Annotated in this window: 17 protein-coding genes; 6 read left to right on the forward strand and 11 right to left on the reverse strand. The window is 66.0% G+C overall.

Going from position 1 to position 15,186, the window contains the following annotated elements:
- Nucleotides 1–7: 7 nt before the first annotated feature.
- From folC to MY55_RS08800, 3 genes are read right to left on the reverse strand one after another with little or no spacing between them, the layout of a single operon-like run.
- On the reverse strand, nucleotides 8–1,276 hold the full coding sequence (gene folC, locus MY55_RS08790) for a bifunctional tetrahydrofolate synthase/dihydrofolate synthase (RefSeq protein WP_047236781.1): 1,269 nt from the start codon (nucleotides 1,274–1,276) through the stop codon (nucleotides 8–10).
- Complete coding sequence (locus MY55_RS08795) at nucleotides 1,273–1,731, reverse strand: protein YgfX (RefSeq protein ID WP_047236782.1); 459 nt, start codon at nucleotides 1,729–1,731, stop codon at nucleotides 1,273–1,275. Before MY55_RS08795 ends, folC begins: the two co-directional genes overlap by 4 nt.
- Nucleotides 1,732–1,739: 8 nt before the next feature.
- Complete coding sequence (locus MY55_RS08800; RefSeq protein ID WP_043572246.1) at nucleotides 1,740–2,096, reverse strand: hypothetical protein; 357 nt, start codon at nucleotides 2,094–2,096, stop codon at nucleotides 1,740–1,742.
- 143 nt (nucleotides 2,097–2,239) lie between these two features.
- Between MY55_RS08800 and MY55_RS08805 the strand changes: the two genes are divergently transcribed.
- Together MY55_RS08805 and MY55_RS08810 are read left to right on the forward strand one after the other, a co-directional pair.
- Complete coding sequence (locus MY55_RS08805; protein ID WP_047236783.1) at nucleotides 2,240–4,168, forward strand: ATP-binding cassette domain-containing protein; 1,929 nt, start codon at nucleotides 2,240–2,242, stop codon at nucleotides 4,166–4,168.
- Between the two features lie 156 nt (nucleotides 4,169–4,324).
- A complete protein-coding gene (locus MY55_RS08810) occupies nucleotides 4,325–5,122 on the forward strand; it encodes a substrate-binding periplasmic protein (RefSeq protein WP_047236784.1) in 798 nt (265 codons plus the stop codon).
- 4 nt (nucleotides 5,123–5,126) lie between these two features.
- On the opposite strand, the gene MY55_RS08815 is transcribed toward MY55_RS08810, so the two are convergent.
- A complete protein-coding gene (locus MY55_RS08815) occupies nucleotides 5,127–6,119 on the reverse strand; it encodes a substrate-binding domain-containing protein (protein WP_047236785.1) in 993 nt (330 codons plus the stop codon).
- A 303-nt stretch (nucleotides 6,120–6,422) separates the two neighbouring features.
- Between MY55_RS08815 and MY55_RS08820 the strand changes: the two genes are divergently transcribed.
- From MY55_RS08820 to MY55_RS08835, 4 genes are all read left to right on the forward strand, one after another.
- Complete coding sequence (locus MY55_RS08820) at nucleotides 6,423–6,992, forward strand: C40 family peptidase (RefSeq protein WP_047243179.1); 570 nt, start codon at nucleotides 6,423–6,425, stop codon at nucleotides 6,990–6,992.
- 287 nt (nucleotides 6,993–7,279) lie between these two features.
- A complete protein-coding gene (gene dapF, locus MY55_RS08825; protein ID WP_043572258.1) occupies nucleotides 7,280–8,110 on the forward strand; it encodes a diaminopimelate epimerase in 831 nt (276 codons plus the stop codon).
- Between the two features lie 54 nt (nucleotides 8,111–8,164).
- Nucleotides 8,165–8,815 (forward strand): DUF484 family protein, encoded by a 651-nt coding sequence (locus MY55_RS08830; RefSeq protein ID WP_047236787.1) that lies wholly within the window; start codon nucleotides 8,165–8,167, stop codon nucleotides 8,813–8,815.
- Nucleotides 8,812–9,381 carry a hypothetical protein gene (locus MY55_RS08835; RefSeq protein ID WP_065202271.1) on the forward strand — a complete coding sequence of 190 codons (570 nt, stop codon included), beginning with the start codon at nucleotides 8,812–8,814 and terminating at the stop codon, nucleotides 9,379–9,381. The genes MY55_RS08830 and MY55_RS08835 overlap by 4 nt, the downstream gene beginning before the upstream one ends.
- 84 nt (nucleotides 9,382–9,465) lie before the next feature.
- Here the strand turns inward: MY55_RS08835 and MY55_RS08840 are convergent, their stop codons facing one another.
- From MY55_RS08840 to MY55_RS08870, 7 genes are all read right to left on the reverse strand, one after another.
- Complete coding sequence (locus MY55_RS08840; RefSeq protein ID WP_047236789.1) at nucleotides 9,466–10,413, reverse strand: DMT family transporter; 948 nt, start codon at nucleotides 10,411–10,413, stop codon at nucleotides 9,466–9,468.
- 168 nt (nucleotides 10,414–10,581) lie between these two features.
- Nucleotides 10,582–11,364, reverse strand: coding sequence for an amino acid ABC transporter substrate-binding protein (locus MY55_RS08845; protein WP_146008292.1), 783 nt, complete (start codon nucleotides 11,362–11,364; stop codon nucleotides 10,582–10,584).
- 66 nt (nucleotides 11,365–11,430) lie between these two features.
- On the reverse strand, nucleotides 11,431–12,042 hold the full coding sequence (locus tag MY55_RS08850) for a PqiC family protein (protein WP_080509415.1): 612 nt from the start codon (nucleotides 12,040–12,042) through the stop codon (nucleotides 11,431–11,433).
- Nucleotides 12,039–13,664: a PqiB family protein gene (locus MY55_RS08855; protein ID WP_043572266.1), complete on the reverse strand. Its 1,626-nt coding sequence runs from the start codon at nucleotides 13,662–13,664 to the stop codon at nucleotides 12,039–12,041. Before MY55_RS08855 ends, MY55_RS08850 begins: the two co-directional genes overlap by 4 nt.
- Entirely contained in the window at nucleotides 13,654–14,274 is a 621-nt protein-coding gene (locus tag MY55_RS08860; RefSeq protein ID WP_043572268.1) for a paraquat-inducible protein A, read from the reverse strand. The genes MY55_RS08855 and MY55_RS08860 overlap by 11 nt, the downstream gene beginning before the upstream one ends.
- The gene (locus MY55_RS08865) at nucleotides 14,271–14,906 is read right to left on the reverse strand and encodes a paraquat-inducible protein A (RefSeq protein WP_043572271.1); all 636 of its coding nucleotides are present in this window, start codon (nucleotides 14,904–14,906) and stop codon (nucleotides 14,271–14,273) included. Before MY55_RS08865 ends, MY55_RS08860 begins: the two co-directional genes overlap by 4 nt.
- On the reverse strand, nucleotides 14,894–15,184 hold the full coding sequence (locus tag MY55_RS08870; protein WP_047236790.1) for a helix-hairpin-helix domain-containing protein: 291 nt from the start codon (nucleotides 15,182–15,184) through the stop codon (nucleotides 14,894–14,896). Before MY55_RS08870 ends, MY55_RS08865 begins: the two co-directional genes overlap by 13 nt.
- Nucleotides 15,185–15,186 lie beyond the last annotated feature (2 nt).

A 15,186-nucleotide genomic window follows, 5' to 3' on the forward strand; every position in this document is an offset into this window, starting at 1 on the left:
GCATTCCTCAAACCGGGTGACGCCGGGCTTCCATCACCTCGGCGACGGTGTGGAAAGATCCGAAAACGACGATTCTATCATTGTCGCCGGCCCGAGATAAGGCGGCAGACCACGCATCCGCCACAGAGCCGAAGCTTTCGACATTGGCGAGACCCGCCTGGCGCAACGCCGCGGCGATGGTTTCGCCGCTTTGGCCGCGCGGCATGTCCAGCCCCGCCGTCAGCCAGTGGTCGAATTCGCCGCGCGCCAATTCCGCCACCGCGGCCAGATCCTTGTCCGCCAGCATGGAGAACACCGCGTAGCGGGTTTCCGCGTAAGGCAGCTGCCGCAGCGCCGCCAGCATCGCCTTGACCGCGTGCGGATTGTGGCCGACATCCAGCACCACCGCCGGCCGCCCCGGCAGCACCTGGAAACGCCCGGGCCACTCCACCTCCACCAGGCCCTGCTTGATGGCGCCGATGCCCACCGGCAGCGTCTCCTTCAGCGCATCCAGCGCCGCCAGCGCCGCGCAGGCGTTGACCATCTGGTAAGCCCCGCGCAAGGCGGGGATGGGCAGCGCGTGGCGCTGATGGCCGCCGCAGCGGAACGACCATTGATTGTCCATGCGGGTAAAGCCGAAATCGCGGTCGTACAGCTTGAGATCGGCGCCGATGGCGGCGGCATGGTCCAGCAGCCGCTGCGGCGGATTGGGGTCGGCGCAGATGGCGGGCTTGCCCGCCCGGTAGATGCCAGCCTTCTCGAAGCCGATGTCCTCGCGGTTGTTTCCCAGTATCGCCTGGTGGTCCAGGTCGACGCTGACCACCACGGATACGGCAGGCTCGAAGATATTGACCGCATCCAGGCGGCCGCCCAGCCCCACTTCCAGGATGATCACATCCACCTTCTCGGCGATGAAGCTATGCACCGCCGCCAGCGTGCCGAATTCGAAATACGTCAGCGAAGTCTCGCCGCGGGCGGCGTCTATCGCCGCGAAGCTGGCGACGATGCGCTCGTCGCTGGCCGGCTGCAGATTGATGGCGATGCGCTCGTTGTAGCGCAAGATGTGCGGCGAAGTGTAAGTGCCCACCTTGAATCCCGCGGCGCGGAATATGCTGGACAGCATCGCGCAGGTAGAACCCTTGCCGTTGGTGCCGGCCACCATGATCACCGGGCAATTCGGCGCAAGATCCATGGCCTGGCGCACCTTTTCCACCCGGGCGAGCCCCATGTCGACGGCGCTGAGGTGCAGCCCTTCCTGCCAGCGCAGCCAGTCGTCCAGTGTCTTTCTTGCGGTCATGGTGTGGTTTCCGTTGTATCTGATGGCTGCGGCGGATGGAACCACAGCAGGTATACCCTGAGCTGGCGGCGCGATTCGGCATCGGCCGAGTCCGGCCACAGCATCAGGCTGACGCGGCGGCCCTCCAGCCGCAGGTTGAGCACCGTCAGCAGCGGCGTGACGAAGCAATCGTCCAGCACCTGCGCCTCCCGGCTCTCGGCGGCCGCGCATAGGCTGAGGCGGCCCTGGGGGTCAACCTCCAGCCGCTGCCAGGCGCCGTTCCGCCGCCAGCCTCCGGCGCGCAGGGCGCGCCAGGCGAAATAGCCCGCCGCCGGCAGGCTGAGCAGATAAGCCGGCGGCAGATAGCGCGACAGCAGCAGCGCGTAGGCCAGCCAGCTCGCCAGCACCAGCGCCAGCCACAGCCGCGACGGCCGCATGGCGACGGCGAACGGTTGCAGCAGCGGCCGGTCTCGCATGCCGGGTGTTACAGGTCATTGGCCGGGTGGTTGGTGATGTCGGCGTCGACGCTGTCCATCACCATCGAATGGATCTCCACGTCGAACCATTCCCAGAAAGCCTTCAGCGACAGGTCTTTCGGCCATTTCGCCTCGTCCTCGTCCCAGGAGGCGAGCTCCATCTTGAACAGCTGCTCGCTGATTTCGTCGATATGGGCGACGCCCTCTTCCGGCTCGACGAATTCCGGCAGCAGGATGGCGGTGCAGTCGCTGCGCAGGCTGTCCAGCGTCAGATCGATCATGTCGGTGTCCGGCAGCTGGTTCAGCCAGTCCAGGAACGGTTGCTTGGGTTTGATGACGGCGACGGCGCGATCGACGAAGTACATGGTGCGGCCTTTCTGGGCAAAACGATTTGGCGCGCATTGTATCAGTCCGCCCGCGGCTAGGCGACCCGTTTGCCTGCAGGGTTTGCCGCCGCATGCCCGTGTTACACTATGCGCCGTTTTTCCTTATCGCTAGACACATAAACATGGCCCTCATCACCGTCGAGAAAGCTTGCCTGGCTTTCGGACACCACGCGCTGCTGGACAATGTCGACTTTTCGCTGGAGCCCGGCGAAGTCATCGGCCTGATCGGCCGCAACGGCGCCGGCAAATCCTCCTTGCTCAAGAGCATCGCCGGCGCAGTGCAGCTGGACGACGGCCGCATCAACATCAAAGGCGACGTCAAGGTGGCCTATGTGCCGCAGGAGCCGGAATTCAACCTTGAGCATACCGTGTTCGAGGCGGTGGCCGAAGGCCTGGGCGACCTGAAGGCGCTGCTCACCGACTACCACCACATCACCCACCAGCTGACGCAGGCGGACGCCGACCACGAACAGGCGCTGGCGCGGATGGAAAGCATCCAGCAGCAACTGGAAGCGCGAGACGGCTGGCAGTTCGACGCGCTGATCAGCTCGGTGCTCAGCCACCTGGAGTTGAATCCCGACGTGCGCATCGGCGCGCTGTCCGGTGGCTGGAAAAAGCGGGTGGCGCTGGCGCGCGCGCTGGCGTCCAAGCCCGACGTGCTGTTGCTGGACGAGCCGACCAACCACCTGGATGTGGCCGCCATCGAATGGCTGGAAGGCCTGATCAAGAATTTTGCCGGCAGCGTGCTCTTGATCACCCACGACCGCCGCTTCCTCGACAACGTCGCCAGCCGCATCGTCGAGCTGGACCGCGGCCTGCTGCGCAGCTATCCGGGCAGTTTCAGCGCCTACCAGACGCGCAAGGCCGAAGAGATGGCGGTAGAAGAAGAGCAGAACCGCATCTTCGACAAATTCCACGCCCAGGAAGAAGTGTGGATACGCAAGGGCATCGAGGCGCGCCGCACTCGCAACGAAGGCCGCGTGCGCCGGCTGGAGGCCATTCGCCGCGAACGCTCCTCGCGCCGCGAGCGCGTGGGCCAGGTGAATTTCCAGCTGGACGCCGGCGAGCGCTCCGGCAAGCTGGTGGCCGAGCTGGAGCACGTCAGCAAGGGCTTCGGCGATAAACAGCTGATCCGCGATTTCACCAGCCGCATCCTGCGCGGCGACAAGATCGGCCTGATCGGGCCGAACGGCGCCGGCAAGACCACGCTGCTGAAGCTGATCCTGGGCGAGCTGCAGCCCGACGCCGGCGTGGTGAAACAGGGCTCCAAACTGGAGATCGCCTATTTCGACCAGTTCCGCGAGCAGCTGGACGAAGACATGAGCGTGGCCGATGTCATCAGCCAGGGCAACGACTTCGTCGAGATCGGCGGCGCCAAAAAGCACGTGATGAGCTATCTGGAAGACTTCCTGTTCTCGCCGCAGCGCGCCAGAAGCCCGGTGAAGTCGCTGTCCGGCGGCGAGCGCAACCGCCTGCTGTTGGCGCGCCTGTTCACCCGCCCCGCCAATGTGCTGGTGCTGGACGAGCCGACCAACGACCTGGACATCGACACCCTGGAGTTGCTGGAAGACGTGATCGCCCAGTACTCCGGCACCGTGTTCCTGGTCAGCCACGACCGCGCCTTCCTCGACAACGTCGTCACCCAGGTGATCGCCTTCGAAGGCGCGGGCCGGCTGGAAGAATACCCGGGCGGCTACCAGGACTGGCAGGACACCCGCCAGCGCATGGCGGCGCTGGGCGCGGCGGACAAGCCCAAGGAAGCCGCGCCGGCCGCTGCCGCCGCGCCGGCGCGCCAGGACAAGCCCAAGGCCGCGCGCGGCAAGCTGTCCTACAACGAGGGACGCGAACTGGCGGCCTTGCCTGACCAGATCAGCGCGCTGGAGGCGGAACAGGCCGAGCTGAACCAGCGCCTGCTCGACCCGAACTGCTACCGCGACACCCCGCGCGAAGCCGTGGCCTGGCAGCAGCGCATCGAGGAAATCGACGAGCTGCTGCTGGAGAAGCTGGCGCGCTGGGAAGAGCTGGAAGCCGCGCAGCAACGCACGCGCTGAGTCCGCCGCCTTTGCCGCGCGCCGGTGCATGAACTACACAAGTAGAAGACTGCAATACCGGACGCCGGCCGGCACGGGAGCGGACAGCGCTTTTCCCTGCCGCGCTGGCGCGCGCTGCGCCGCGGCGAAGCGGCTCTATCATCGGGGGCAAGGCGGATGGGGTTCACACTCGCGGGCTGGCAAGGCAGGCGCGTCCGGGCTTGGCGCCTGGCCGCGTGGCTGGCGCTTGCCGCCGCCGCCGCGCACGGCGCGCCGCTGCGCGCTTGCGCCTCCGATATCGACTTCCCGCCCTTCGTGCTGACCTCCGGCTTCGCCGAAGGCGCGCAAAGCACCGGCCTCGCCATCAATGTGCTGCAGCGGGCGCTGCGGCGCGCCGGCCGCGAACCGGCGGTGGTGGAGCGGCTGCCCTGGCGCCGCTGCCGGGAGACGGTGGCCTACGGCCAGCGCGACATCGCCATCGGCGTGCCGACCCGGGAGCTGGACCCGCGGCGCTTCCGCGCCACCCAGGCTTTCGCTTCCGTCCACCTGCTCTATTTCTATTCGGCCAAACGCCATCCCGAAGCCCCACCGCTGCGCACGCTGGCCGACCTCCGGCGCTACACCGTCTGCGGGCTGCTGGGCAGCCGCCTCGACGCTTTCGGCATCGCGCCCGAGCATCAGGACACCGGCTCGAAAAACGAGCGCAGCGCCATCGTCAAAGTCATCGAAGGCCGCTGCGACCTGTTCATCGAAGTCAGCGAAGTGATAGACAGCCTGTCCGCGCACGACGCGGAGCTGCGCGACTTGTTCAACGCTTCCGCCATCCGCCGCGCCGCCTTGCCCGGCAACACGCCCACCGGCCTGCATTTCGAATTCAGCCGCGCGCTGAAGGACGCCCCGGCGCTGCAGCGCTCGTTCGACGCCACCATCCAGGACCTGATCCGCAACGGCGAAATGACGCGGATGACGCCCTAGCCGCTCACTTGCCCGCCCTGCCGAACACCGTCCGCGCCGCGATCGGCATCAACTGGTCTACGTTGCGGCCGGTGGCCACCAGGATGGGCACCAGAATTTCCTTCGCCGGCTGGTGGCCGCGTAGCGAGGACAGCAGCGCCCCGGCGGCGGTGCTGCCCATCAGATAAGGCTGCTGCATGCCGACCGCGATCAAGTCGCCGCTTTTCAGCAGACGCGCGACCTCTGGCATCGCGTCGAACGAAACCAGCAGCACCTGCCCGCTCTTGCCGGCCTCGCGTATCGCCCGCATCGCCCCCTCCACCGGCTGATCGGTTTCGATGAAAAATCCGCGCATCTTCGGCCTCGCCGCGAGAATCTCCCTGACATAGCGGTAACTTTCCTCGGCCGAGTAGTCCTTCATCTGCCGCAACGCGGCTTCGGACGCGAAGCCGGCATCCTTCATCGCGTCGCGGAAGCCGTCGGTGCGGTCCTGGCCGTTTTTGCGCGTCAGCTCTATCGTGATCATGCCGTAGCTGGCGCCAGTCCAGCCGCGCGATTTCAGCGCCGCCGCCAACTCTGAGCCGACATCGTAAGCGCCGCGGTAATTGTCCGACTTGACGAAGCTGACGTAGTCGCCGCCATTGCTGCCGATATCGGCGATGGCGATGGGAGTGTTGGCCTTTTTCGCCAGCCTCAGCGCGTCTTCCGCCGATTTGCTGTTGGTCGGCGAAATCACGATGCCCGCCGCCCGCCGCTCTATCGCCTGGCGCACATTCGCCAGCTGCGCATCCGCGCTGAGCTTGCTGTCCAGCATCGAAAACGTGTATCCGCCGGATTCGGCCGCGGCCCTGACGCCCTTGCCGACCGTGTCCCAGAACGGCAGATCGGCCTTGGCGGCGATGTAGACGATTTCCGCCGCCATCGCCGGCGCCGCCGCCAGGCCAATGGACAAGGCCAGGGCCGCCAGCTTGGCCAGCCAGGCGGAGCCACGCGCGCATCTTGCTGCTTTGCCACTCATCTCGATTCTCCCCGAACCCTGCCATATCTCCATTCTAGTTTGCCCGGCGCGCTCGGCAGCGTTGATGCGGCGCTTCAGGCCATGGGCATCGCCCAGTCACAGGTCATCGCAATTTGCCGCCAGGATTTACATAGGCTTAACGGCGGGCCGGCGGACTCGCGCTATACTTTCGGCAAAGCGTTGGTCCTGGCTCCCCCGCGGAACAGTCAAGACACGCCAGCCATGCCCGTTCATGCGGCCGCGCCGCCAGATCGCGCAGAAATCGCCAAGCGCCGCATGAACCTGACAGGAGTCCAAGCCTCGATGAAAGAAGATTTACCGATCGAAACCGGCCCAAGCCGCCGCCGTTTGCTGCAGAGCGCGGCATTGGCCGGCCTCGCTGCCCTGCTCGCCGCCTGCGGCACCACCCCGCCGCAGAAAACCAGCCAGCGCCCGCCCTACCGCCCCGGCAAACCCGGAGGCGATGTCTCGCTCTCCAATCTGCAGGCGGATGGCAACGGCCGTGAAATCCTGCTGTACACCATAGGCTTGCTGGATGGCGGTTACCAGTTCGGCGGCAATAACCCGGAAGCCGGCCTCGACTGCAGCGGCATGGTCAGCTACATCTATCAAAACGCCGTCGGCATCAAGCTGCCGCATAACGCCGCCAAGATCGCCGGCCTCGCCCGGCCCATCCCGGACAGCCAGATGCAGGTCGGCGACCTAGTGTTCTTCAACACCATGAGCCGCCCGTTTTCGCATATGGGCATCTTCATCGGCGACGGCAAGTTCGTCCATGCGCCGCGCACCAACAGCACCATACGCGTGGCCCGTCTGGACAATGTCTACTTCGCGCCCCGCTACGAAGGCGCCCGCACCGTATTGCGCACCTGAATCTGGCCGCCATTCGGCCCGGGATGCAAAACGTGGCGCTGTCGGGAACAATCGCCCTCCCTGCCGCGTATATCCTGCTGGGAGCGAGACATCATTACCGCTCCTCCGCCCGCCCTGTCATGCCTCATGCATGGGCAGCGCCAGTCCTGGCTTCTCTCTCCCGGAGCGCCAGGACGACGCGCTACGCCAGCCGTGGGCGCTGCCCCAGAGCGATCCGGTGCCCGCAGATGTAAGCCCGGAATGGCTGTGATAAGCTGCCGCATCCACAATGCATTCCGCGACCCGCAATGAAACTGAAATTCAGCAAGATGCACGGCCTGGGCAACGACTTCATGGTCATCGATGGCGTCAGGCAGGCCGTGGCGCTCACGCCGGAGCGCATCCGCCAACTAGGCGATCGTCAGATGGGCATAGGCTTTGATCAGCTGCTGCTGGTGGAGGCCCCGCGCGAGGTCGGCCATGATTTCCGTTACCGCATCTTCAACAACGACGGCGGCGAGGTCGAGCAATGCGGCAACGGCTCGCGCTGCTTCGTCAAATTCGTCTGCGACGAGGGGTTGAGCGACAAGTCCGGGATCGCGGTGGAAACCGCGCGCGGCGTGATCCGCCCCGAATATCTGGGCGACGGCATGGCCCGGGTGGACATGGGCGTGCCCCGCTTCGCGCCCGTAGACATCCCCTTCATCGCCGAACAGGAAGCGCTGAGCTATCCGCTTGAGCTGGAAGACGGCCCATGCGTCGTCAGCGTCGCCTCGATGGGCAACCCCCACGCCGTGCAGCTGGTGGATGACGTGGACACCGCCCCGGTGGCGGCCATCGGCCCGCAAGTGGAAAGCCACCCGCGCTTCCCCGAGCGCGTCAATGCCGGCTTCATGCAGATCGTCTCGCGCGGCGAGGTCCGCCTGCGCGTCTACGAGCGCGGCGCCGGCGAAACCCTGGCCTGCGGCACCGGCGCCTGCGCCGCGGTGGTGAGCGGCATCCGCCTGGGCCTGCTGGACGCGCGCGTGCTGGTCCACGCCCGCGGCGGCGACATGGTGATCGAATGGGCCGGCGCTGGCTGCCCGGTGATCATGACCGGCCCCGCCGTCACGGTTTTTCAGGGCGAGATAGAACTTTAACGCCCTTAGAGACACCAACCCCACTAGCCGCATCATTTCGAAAGGACAAGGCAGATGCACAGCGAACAGGTTCTGGCTTTTCTCGATGAACACCCCGACTTCCTGCAGCAGCATGCCGCTCGCCTCAACCTGCAGGCCGCGCCGCAGAACGGCGAACGGGTGGTGTCCTTTGTCGAGCGCCAGTTGCTGGAGCTCAAGGACCAGAATCGCCAACTGGAAGCGCAGCTGCAGCAGCTGGTCGAGCGCGCGCAGACCAACGAGCGCACTGTCGCACGGCTGCACCGCCTGACGCTGGGCCTGCTGGCCAGCCGCGAGCTGAAGCCGCAAATCGAGGCGCTCAAGCGCAGCCTGCACCAGGAGTTTCAGCTGGACCGCGTCGCGCTGAGGCTGTGGCACCCGGCGGCGGAAAGCGAGGCCGGGCATTACAACGCGCAGAACGACGTGCAAGGGCTGGCGCGCAATCTCACCACGCCCTACTGCGGCCCCTATGTCAACGACGAGGTGATGAGCTGGTTCCCCGCCACCCCCGTGCTGCAGTCATTCGCCCAGGTGGCGCTGCGCGGATCGGACGGCCAGGCTTTCGGCCTGCTGGTGCTCGCCAGCGACGATGCGCAGCGCTTCACCTTCGACATGCATACCCAGTACCTAAGCCAGATCGGCGAAGTCCTGTCCGCCGCCCTGCTGGGCGCGCTGGAGGCTAAATGACGGCAACGCCGGTCGGAGTATCGCTGCTGCTGGTCGTGCTGCTGTTCTTCCTGCATGCCTCATGGCGGCTGATCGCCAGCCGCAGCGGCAGCGCCATCGCCTGCTTTCTGGCCGCTTACGTGATGCTGGCGGCCCTGCTGAACTGCCACCCCGAGCCTATCTCGTTGACCCCGCTGCTGCTGCCCTTCATCTACGCCTATGCTTGGCTGGGCATCGCCGCGGCGCTGTGGGCGGCGGTGATGATGCGGGTGACGCGCAAGGCGCTGCTGTTTCCGGGGCAAGACAAACGGCTGGCCGCGCTGTTCTCCAGCCAGCTGGCTTTGCATGTCGGCGTGTTTGGCCTGTCGCCGTGGCTGGATTGGCGGCCGCTGGCCGCTTACGCGATGGCGCCGCCGCTTCTGGCCTTCGTCAGCTACTTCGCCTATCGCGCGCAGCTGTTGGCCATGCGCCGGCGGGAGGATTGCGGCGCGTCTTGGGTATCCTGGGGCGCCATGTGCCTGTTGTTGCCGTTGATCCTGATGTGGCTGGCGCAATGGCTGACTCCCGCCATCCTGGATCTGACCTGATCTGCCCCATGCCCCTGGGCATGAGAAAGCGGCGCCGATTTTCGGGGCCGCTTGCGTTTGGACTCCGTTTCCGGCGCCGCGCGTTCAGGTTTGCGGCTCTTGCCGTCGCACCGTAGCTTGCGTGTCCGTGGCCGCCCGGCTGCGGGTGAGCGAACTGAGCGCGATGCCGCTGAAGATCGCAGCCAGGCCGGCAGCGTGGTACCTGTGCAGCTCCTCGCCCAAAAACCAGATCGATTGCAGCGCGCCGAAGGCCGGCATCAGATACAGGAAACTGGCCGCCTTCGCCGTGCCCACCATGCCGATGGCGCGGTTGTACATCAGATAGGCGGCGACCGACGGCAGCACGCCCAGATAAATCAGGCTGGCCAGCGCGGGGCCGTCCAGCGCCGGCAGCCCCCGCCCGGCGGCCTCCGCGGCGAACAAGGGCAGCAACAGCATCTCGCCCACCGCCAGCAGCACGCTCATCAGCACCAGCGAGTCTATGCCCGGCTTGAGTTTGCGCAGGCCCAGCGTGTAAATCGCCCAGCTCAGGCCGCCGGCCAGCACCAGCAGGTCGCCGCCGCCGAAATGGAAGCTGGACAAGGCTGCCGGATCGCCCCTCAGCACGATCAGCAAGGCGCCGGACAGCGCCACCGCCATGCCGCCCCACTGGCGGCGGCTCAGCCGCTGGCGAAAATACAGCGAACCCAGCAGCAGCACCATCACCGGCGTCGCGCTGTTGAGGATCACGGCGTTGGTGGCTGATGTGGTCTGCACCGCCCAATAGACGAAGGTATTGGTCAGGCCTATGCCGAAAACGCCCAGCAGCAACAGCAAAGGCCACTGCGCGCGCAGCTTCGCCAAATTGCCGCGCAAACGCGGCAGCGCGAACGGCAGCAGGCAGCACAGCGCGATGCCCCAACGCGAGAAGGCCAGCGTGAACGGGCCGACCTGGCTATGCAGCGCGCGGGCGATGACGAAATTGGTGGACCACATCAACATGGTCAGCACCAGCAGGAGATAGGCGTTGCGGGAGGTGGAGCGGGCAGACATGGCAAGCTTTTGAATGAAAGTGCGCCATTTTAAAACATGTCAATGATTTATTATGCTCAATGTTGTTTATTTATTAAAATAAACAACCATTTTAAAGTAAATAAATGGATTAATTTTCCAGTAAATTCGCAAATCACGACTTATACAACCTAAGCAAGGCAGCCAGCGTCACGGCTGCCAGTCCTGATAAGGCTGATGCACCTTGGCGTAAGCCTTCTGCAGTTCGCCGCTATCCCGGGCGGCGCGTATCGCCGCGCTCATCGCTTGGTTGACGAAGTCGCCGCGCTTGTTGCAGGAGAAGAACAGCACATCCGGATAGTCGTCCAGATGCTCGCGATGGATATGGCCGAGTCCGTCCTTGCGCACCAGGTAGTCCGCATCCTCCTGCGCCCATATCACCGCGTCTATCCGCCCCAGGTTCAGCTGTTTCAGCGACAGCTCCAGATTGATCACCCGACTGGCGGGAAAGTCCCAGCTGGCCGGCGGCGCGTGTATCGCCACCTCGTACTTGGGCAGCGTGGCCATCCGCAGCAGGTCGGCCTTGCCGAACGGTTTTTCCTTGTTGGAATAGATGACGAAGCTGACCTTGCCCAACATTTCATGGGAAAACTGGAACGGCGTGCCCCGATCGGCGCCTTCGCGGATTTTCATGATGGGAAAACGGAAATCCACGCTTTTGTCGGAGGTGTCCAAGTACACCCGCTTGACTGGCTCGATGCTGAAGCGTATCCGCCCGGCCGGATAATGGCGGCCGACGACTTTCAGCAGGTCGGCGAAAGGCCCGGAATCGCTGCTCTCCAGCACTTTGGGCAGATACACCGCGATGCCTTGCAAGTCGGGCGCGTCGACTGCGGCCGCGCTGTCGGGTGCCGGCGCGCCGTCGCAGGCCCGAGCCGGCAAGACGAACAGACACGCCAGAAGCGCGCCAAGCCAAGTGTGCACCGGTGTCATCGCCATCGCTCCCGCCAAGTCCGCCCTGGTTCAGGTGTAGCACAGCCAGGACGGAACGGCGCCGGCTCAGGAGCGGCCGGCCGGCGGCTGCCACCATTCAGGATGCTGGCGCAGCGGCTGCGCCATTTCGCCGGACAAGGCGTCCAGCAGGCTTTGCAGGCCGGCCAGCGCCGCGTCGACGCCGGGGGCGGCCAGCGGGATGCTGCGGCTGAAGCTGCCGGCGGCCAGCAGCTTGCCGTCGGACACGCCTTGCAACTGCCACACCACCTCCAGCGCAGCCTGGCGTCCCGGCTGCAGGCTGAGCCGCCGCACGTCCAGCGCGTAGCGCAGGTCGCCGCCGTCCATTGTCGGCTGCGGATAGGCGTAGACGCTGGCGACGCCGCTGCGGCGCGACACCGCCAGCGTCAGGCTCTGCGCCAGCAGCCGGTCCAGCGGCGCGCTCCAGCGGTCGAACTCTTGCAGCCGCAACCGGCCGCCGCCGTCGTCCAGCACCAATTGCGGCCTGTCCAGCGCCGCCGGCAGGCTTACCGGCCCCAACATCACGCGTTTGCCGAATTGCGCCGGCTCGCCGGATGCGGCGGACGCGGATTCCAGGCTGTAAAAGCGGGCTTGCGGCGACGCGCAGCCTGCCAGCGCCAGCAACAGCATGCCGGCGCCGCTCCATCGTCGCAGACTCATGGCTGCGCCTCCTTGCCCCGCACCAGCGCTTCCGGGTGGCGGTCCAGATAGTCTGCCAGCGCGCGGAAGCTGCGCGCGGTTTCCTTCACTTCCTGCGCCGCCGAGCGCACGTCTTGCTGCAGCGGCGAGTCTGCCTTCATGGTCTGCCGGGTAGCGTCCAGCGTCTGCTGCAGCTGCTCCAGCGTCTTCAGCGTCTGCGGCAGCATTTCGCCGTTGATGCCGTCGGACAGCTTGCGCATGCTGTCCAGCGTCTGGTGCAGCGACTTCAGCGAGGCGTCCATCTCCTGGCCTATGCTGTCGAACGGCACCGCGTCCAGCTTTTTGGCGATGCGCTGCAACACGCGCTGCAGCTCTTCCAGATCGCCCGGGATGGTGGGCAGCTCGGCGATGCCGCCGCGCACCACCAGCTTGGCCGGCGGCGCGTCGCGGAAGAAGTCCAGCGCCACGTACAGCTGACCGGTGATCAGGCTGCCGGAGCGCAACTGCGCGCGCATGCCGTTGGCCACCAGCTGTTGCGACGACAGCTTGCGCGAGATGCGCGAGCCGTGCGACAGGCTGTCCAACCGGCTGGGGTAGGTGCGGATGTCCACCGTCATGTCGAAGTCCTTGCGTTCCGGCACGTATTCCACGCCTATCGCCGTCACCTCGCCGATGATGATGCCGCGGAAGTCCACCGGCGCGCCGATAGCCAAGCCGCGCAGCGACTGGCGGAAGCGCAGGCGGAAGGCCTGCATTTCGCGGTCGGGGTTCTGCAACGCTTTATCGCGGGTGTCGTGCAGGATGAAATTGCGGTCGGACAAAGGGATGGCGGCATTGTCCGACAGCGGCGTTTCAAAGGCGATGCCGCCCAACGCGATCGCCGCCAGCGACTGCGTGTTGACGTTCAGCCCGTTGGCGCTCAGCGACACGTCGACGCCGCTGGCGTGCCAGAAGCGGCTGTTGGCGTTGACGAAACGGTCGTAAGGCGCGTTGATGAACACGCTGACGCGCACGAAACTGCCCTTCTGGTCCAGTTCGTACCCCACTACTTGGCCCACCGGCACCCGGCGGAAATACACCGGCGAGCCGGTGTTGAGCGAGCCCAGGTTGTCGGCGCGCAGGAAGAAAGTCTGCCCCGGCAGGTCGGCGTTGATGATGGGCGGCGTTTCCAGGCCGACGAATTCGGTCTTGCGCGCCAAGCTTTTGCCTACGTCCATGCCGATATAGGAGCCCGACAGCACGGTGCCCAGCCCCGACACGCCGCCGCCGGAGACGCGCGGCCGCACCACCCAGAAGCGGCTGTCCGCCGCGAGGTAGTCGTTGGCCTGTTTGCTCAGTTCGGCGGTGGCCAGGATGGACTGGCGGTCGGCGCTCAGCGCCACTGCCGTCACCTCGCCGATTTCCACATCCTTGTATTTGATTCTGGTTTTGCCGGCCTCTATCCCTTCGGCGTTCTGAAAGGATATGGTGATGGTCGGCCCGCGCGACATGATGGCGTGCGCGGCCAGCCAGCCGCCTATCAGCGCGGCCACCACGGGGATCAGCCACACCAGTGACGGCGCCCAGCGGCGGCGCTTCAACACCACGGCCTGCGGCAGTTGCGGCTCCTGGCCTTGCGGTTCTACCGGTTCTTCACTGCTCATCTTCTTCCTCTACGGGATCCCAGATCATTCTGGGATCGAAACTCATTGCGGCCAGCATGGTCAGCACCACCACCGCGCCGAAAGCCACCGCGCCGGCGCCGGCCTTGATGCTAGCCAGCGACTGCCATTGCACCAGGGCCACCATCAGCGCCACCACGAAAATATCCAGCATCGACCACGGCCCGATCAGCTCTATCAGCCGGTACAGCCCGGTGCGCTGCCGCGGCGCCCATGACCAGCGCCATTGCACGCTGCACAGCAGCAACAGCAAGGCCAGTATCTTCAGCAACGGCACCAGCACGCTAGCGGTGAACACCACCAGCGCCAGCGGCCAGGAGTCGTTGTTCCACAAATAGACCACGCCGCTGAGTATGGTGTCGCGCTGCACGCCGGTCAGCGCGGTGGTTTCCATGATGGGCAGCAGGTTGGCCGGCAAATAGCTGATGATGGCCGCCAGCAGCAGCGCCCAGCAGCGCTGCAGCGCCGCCGGCCGGCGCAGGTGCAGCGGCGCCCTGCAACGCGGGCAAACGCCGGCGGCGCCGGCCTCCAGCCGGCATAGCAGGCCGCAGCCGTGGCACAGCGCCAGGTTGCGCGCCGCCGCGCTTTTCATTCCGTAGCCTGGCATGCCTGGTAGCGCTCCCACAGTTGCACCGGCTTGAAGCGGCTGGCGCAAGCCGCCATCAGCACGATCAAACCGAAAAAAGCCCATAGCCCGATGCCGGGATGCACTGCCGCCAGATGCACCAGCTTGACCAGCGAAACCAGCACCCCCAGCAGGAAAACCTCCACCATGCACCAGGGCCGCGCCAGCTGCCGCAGCCGCATCACCGCCGCAAAGCCCGGCGGCGCGCGTCCGTACTGCAGGGGCAGCAGCAGGTACAGCATGCTGGCCAGCTCCAGCGCCGGCATCACGATGCCGGTGAACAGCACCAGCAGCGCCACTTCCGCCATCCCCTGCCCTTGCAGCGCCAACGCGGTCTGCCACAGCGTGGCGGCGTTGCGGTTGCCGGCGATTTCCAAGACCAGCACCGGGTAGCTGTTGGCGATGACGAAGGCCACCGCGCCGGCCACCGCCAGCGCCGCGCCGGCATGCAGCGCGCCGTCGGCCTGCTCGTGCAGCAAGGCGCCGCAGCGCGGGCAATGGATGCAGGCGCGGTCGGCGGCGGCGGCCGGCAGCCGCAGCAGCAAATCGCAATCATGGCAGGCGGCCAGCGGCCCGCGCGGCGGCGTCACTGCGGCCATCGGCGCTTGCGCTCCGCGGTGAAGCTCCACCAGCTGCGAGCTTCGCCGGTGTCCATGTAATGGCAGATGGACAGCATCACGTCCAGCACGCAGGGATCATGCCGCTGGCCGGTTCTATCGCACAACTCCAGATAAAGCTGATGAGGATCGCGGCCGCGCAGCTGCCCTGGCTCTTGGATGCCCAGGCGTTCCAGATCGGCAGCCGCGCGCGGCCCGACATTGGGCAATTGCAGCAGGCTAAACGCCGCGTCTGGCGCGGGGCAACGAGATGGATGCATGG

Source organism: Chromobacterium subtsugae (assembly GCF_001676875.1).
Taxonomy (GTDB): Bacteria; Pseudomonadota; Gammaproteobacteria; order Burkholderiales; family Chromobacteriaceae; genus Chromobacterium; species Chromobacterium subtsugae.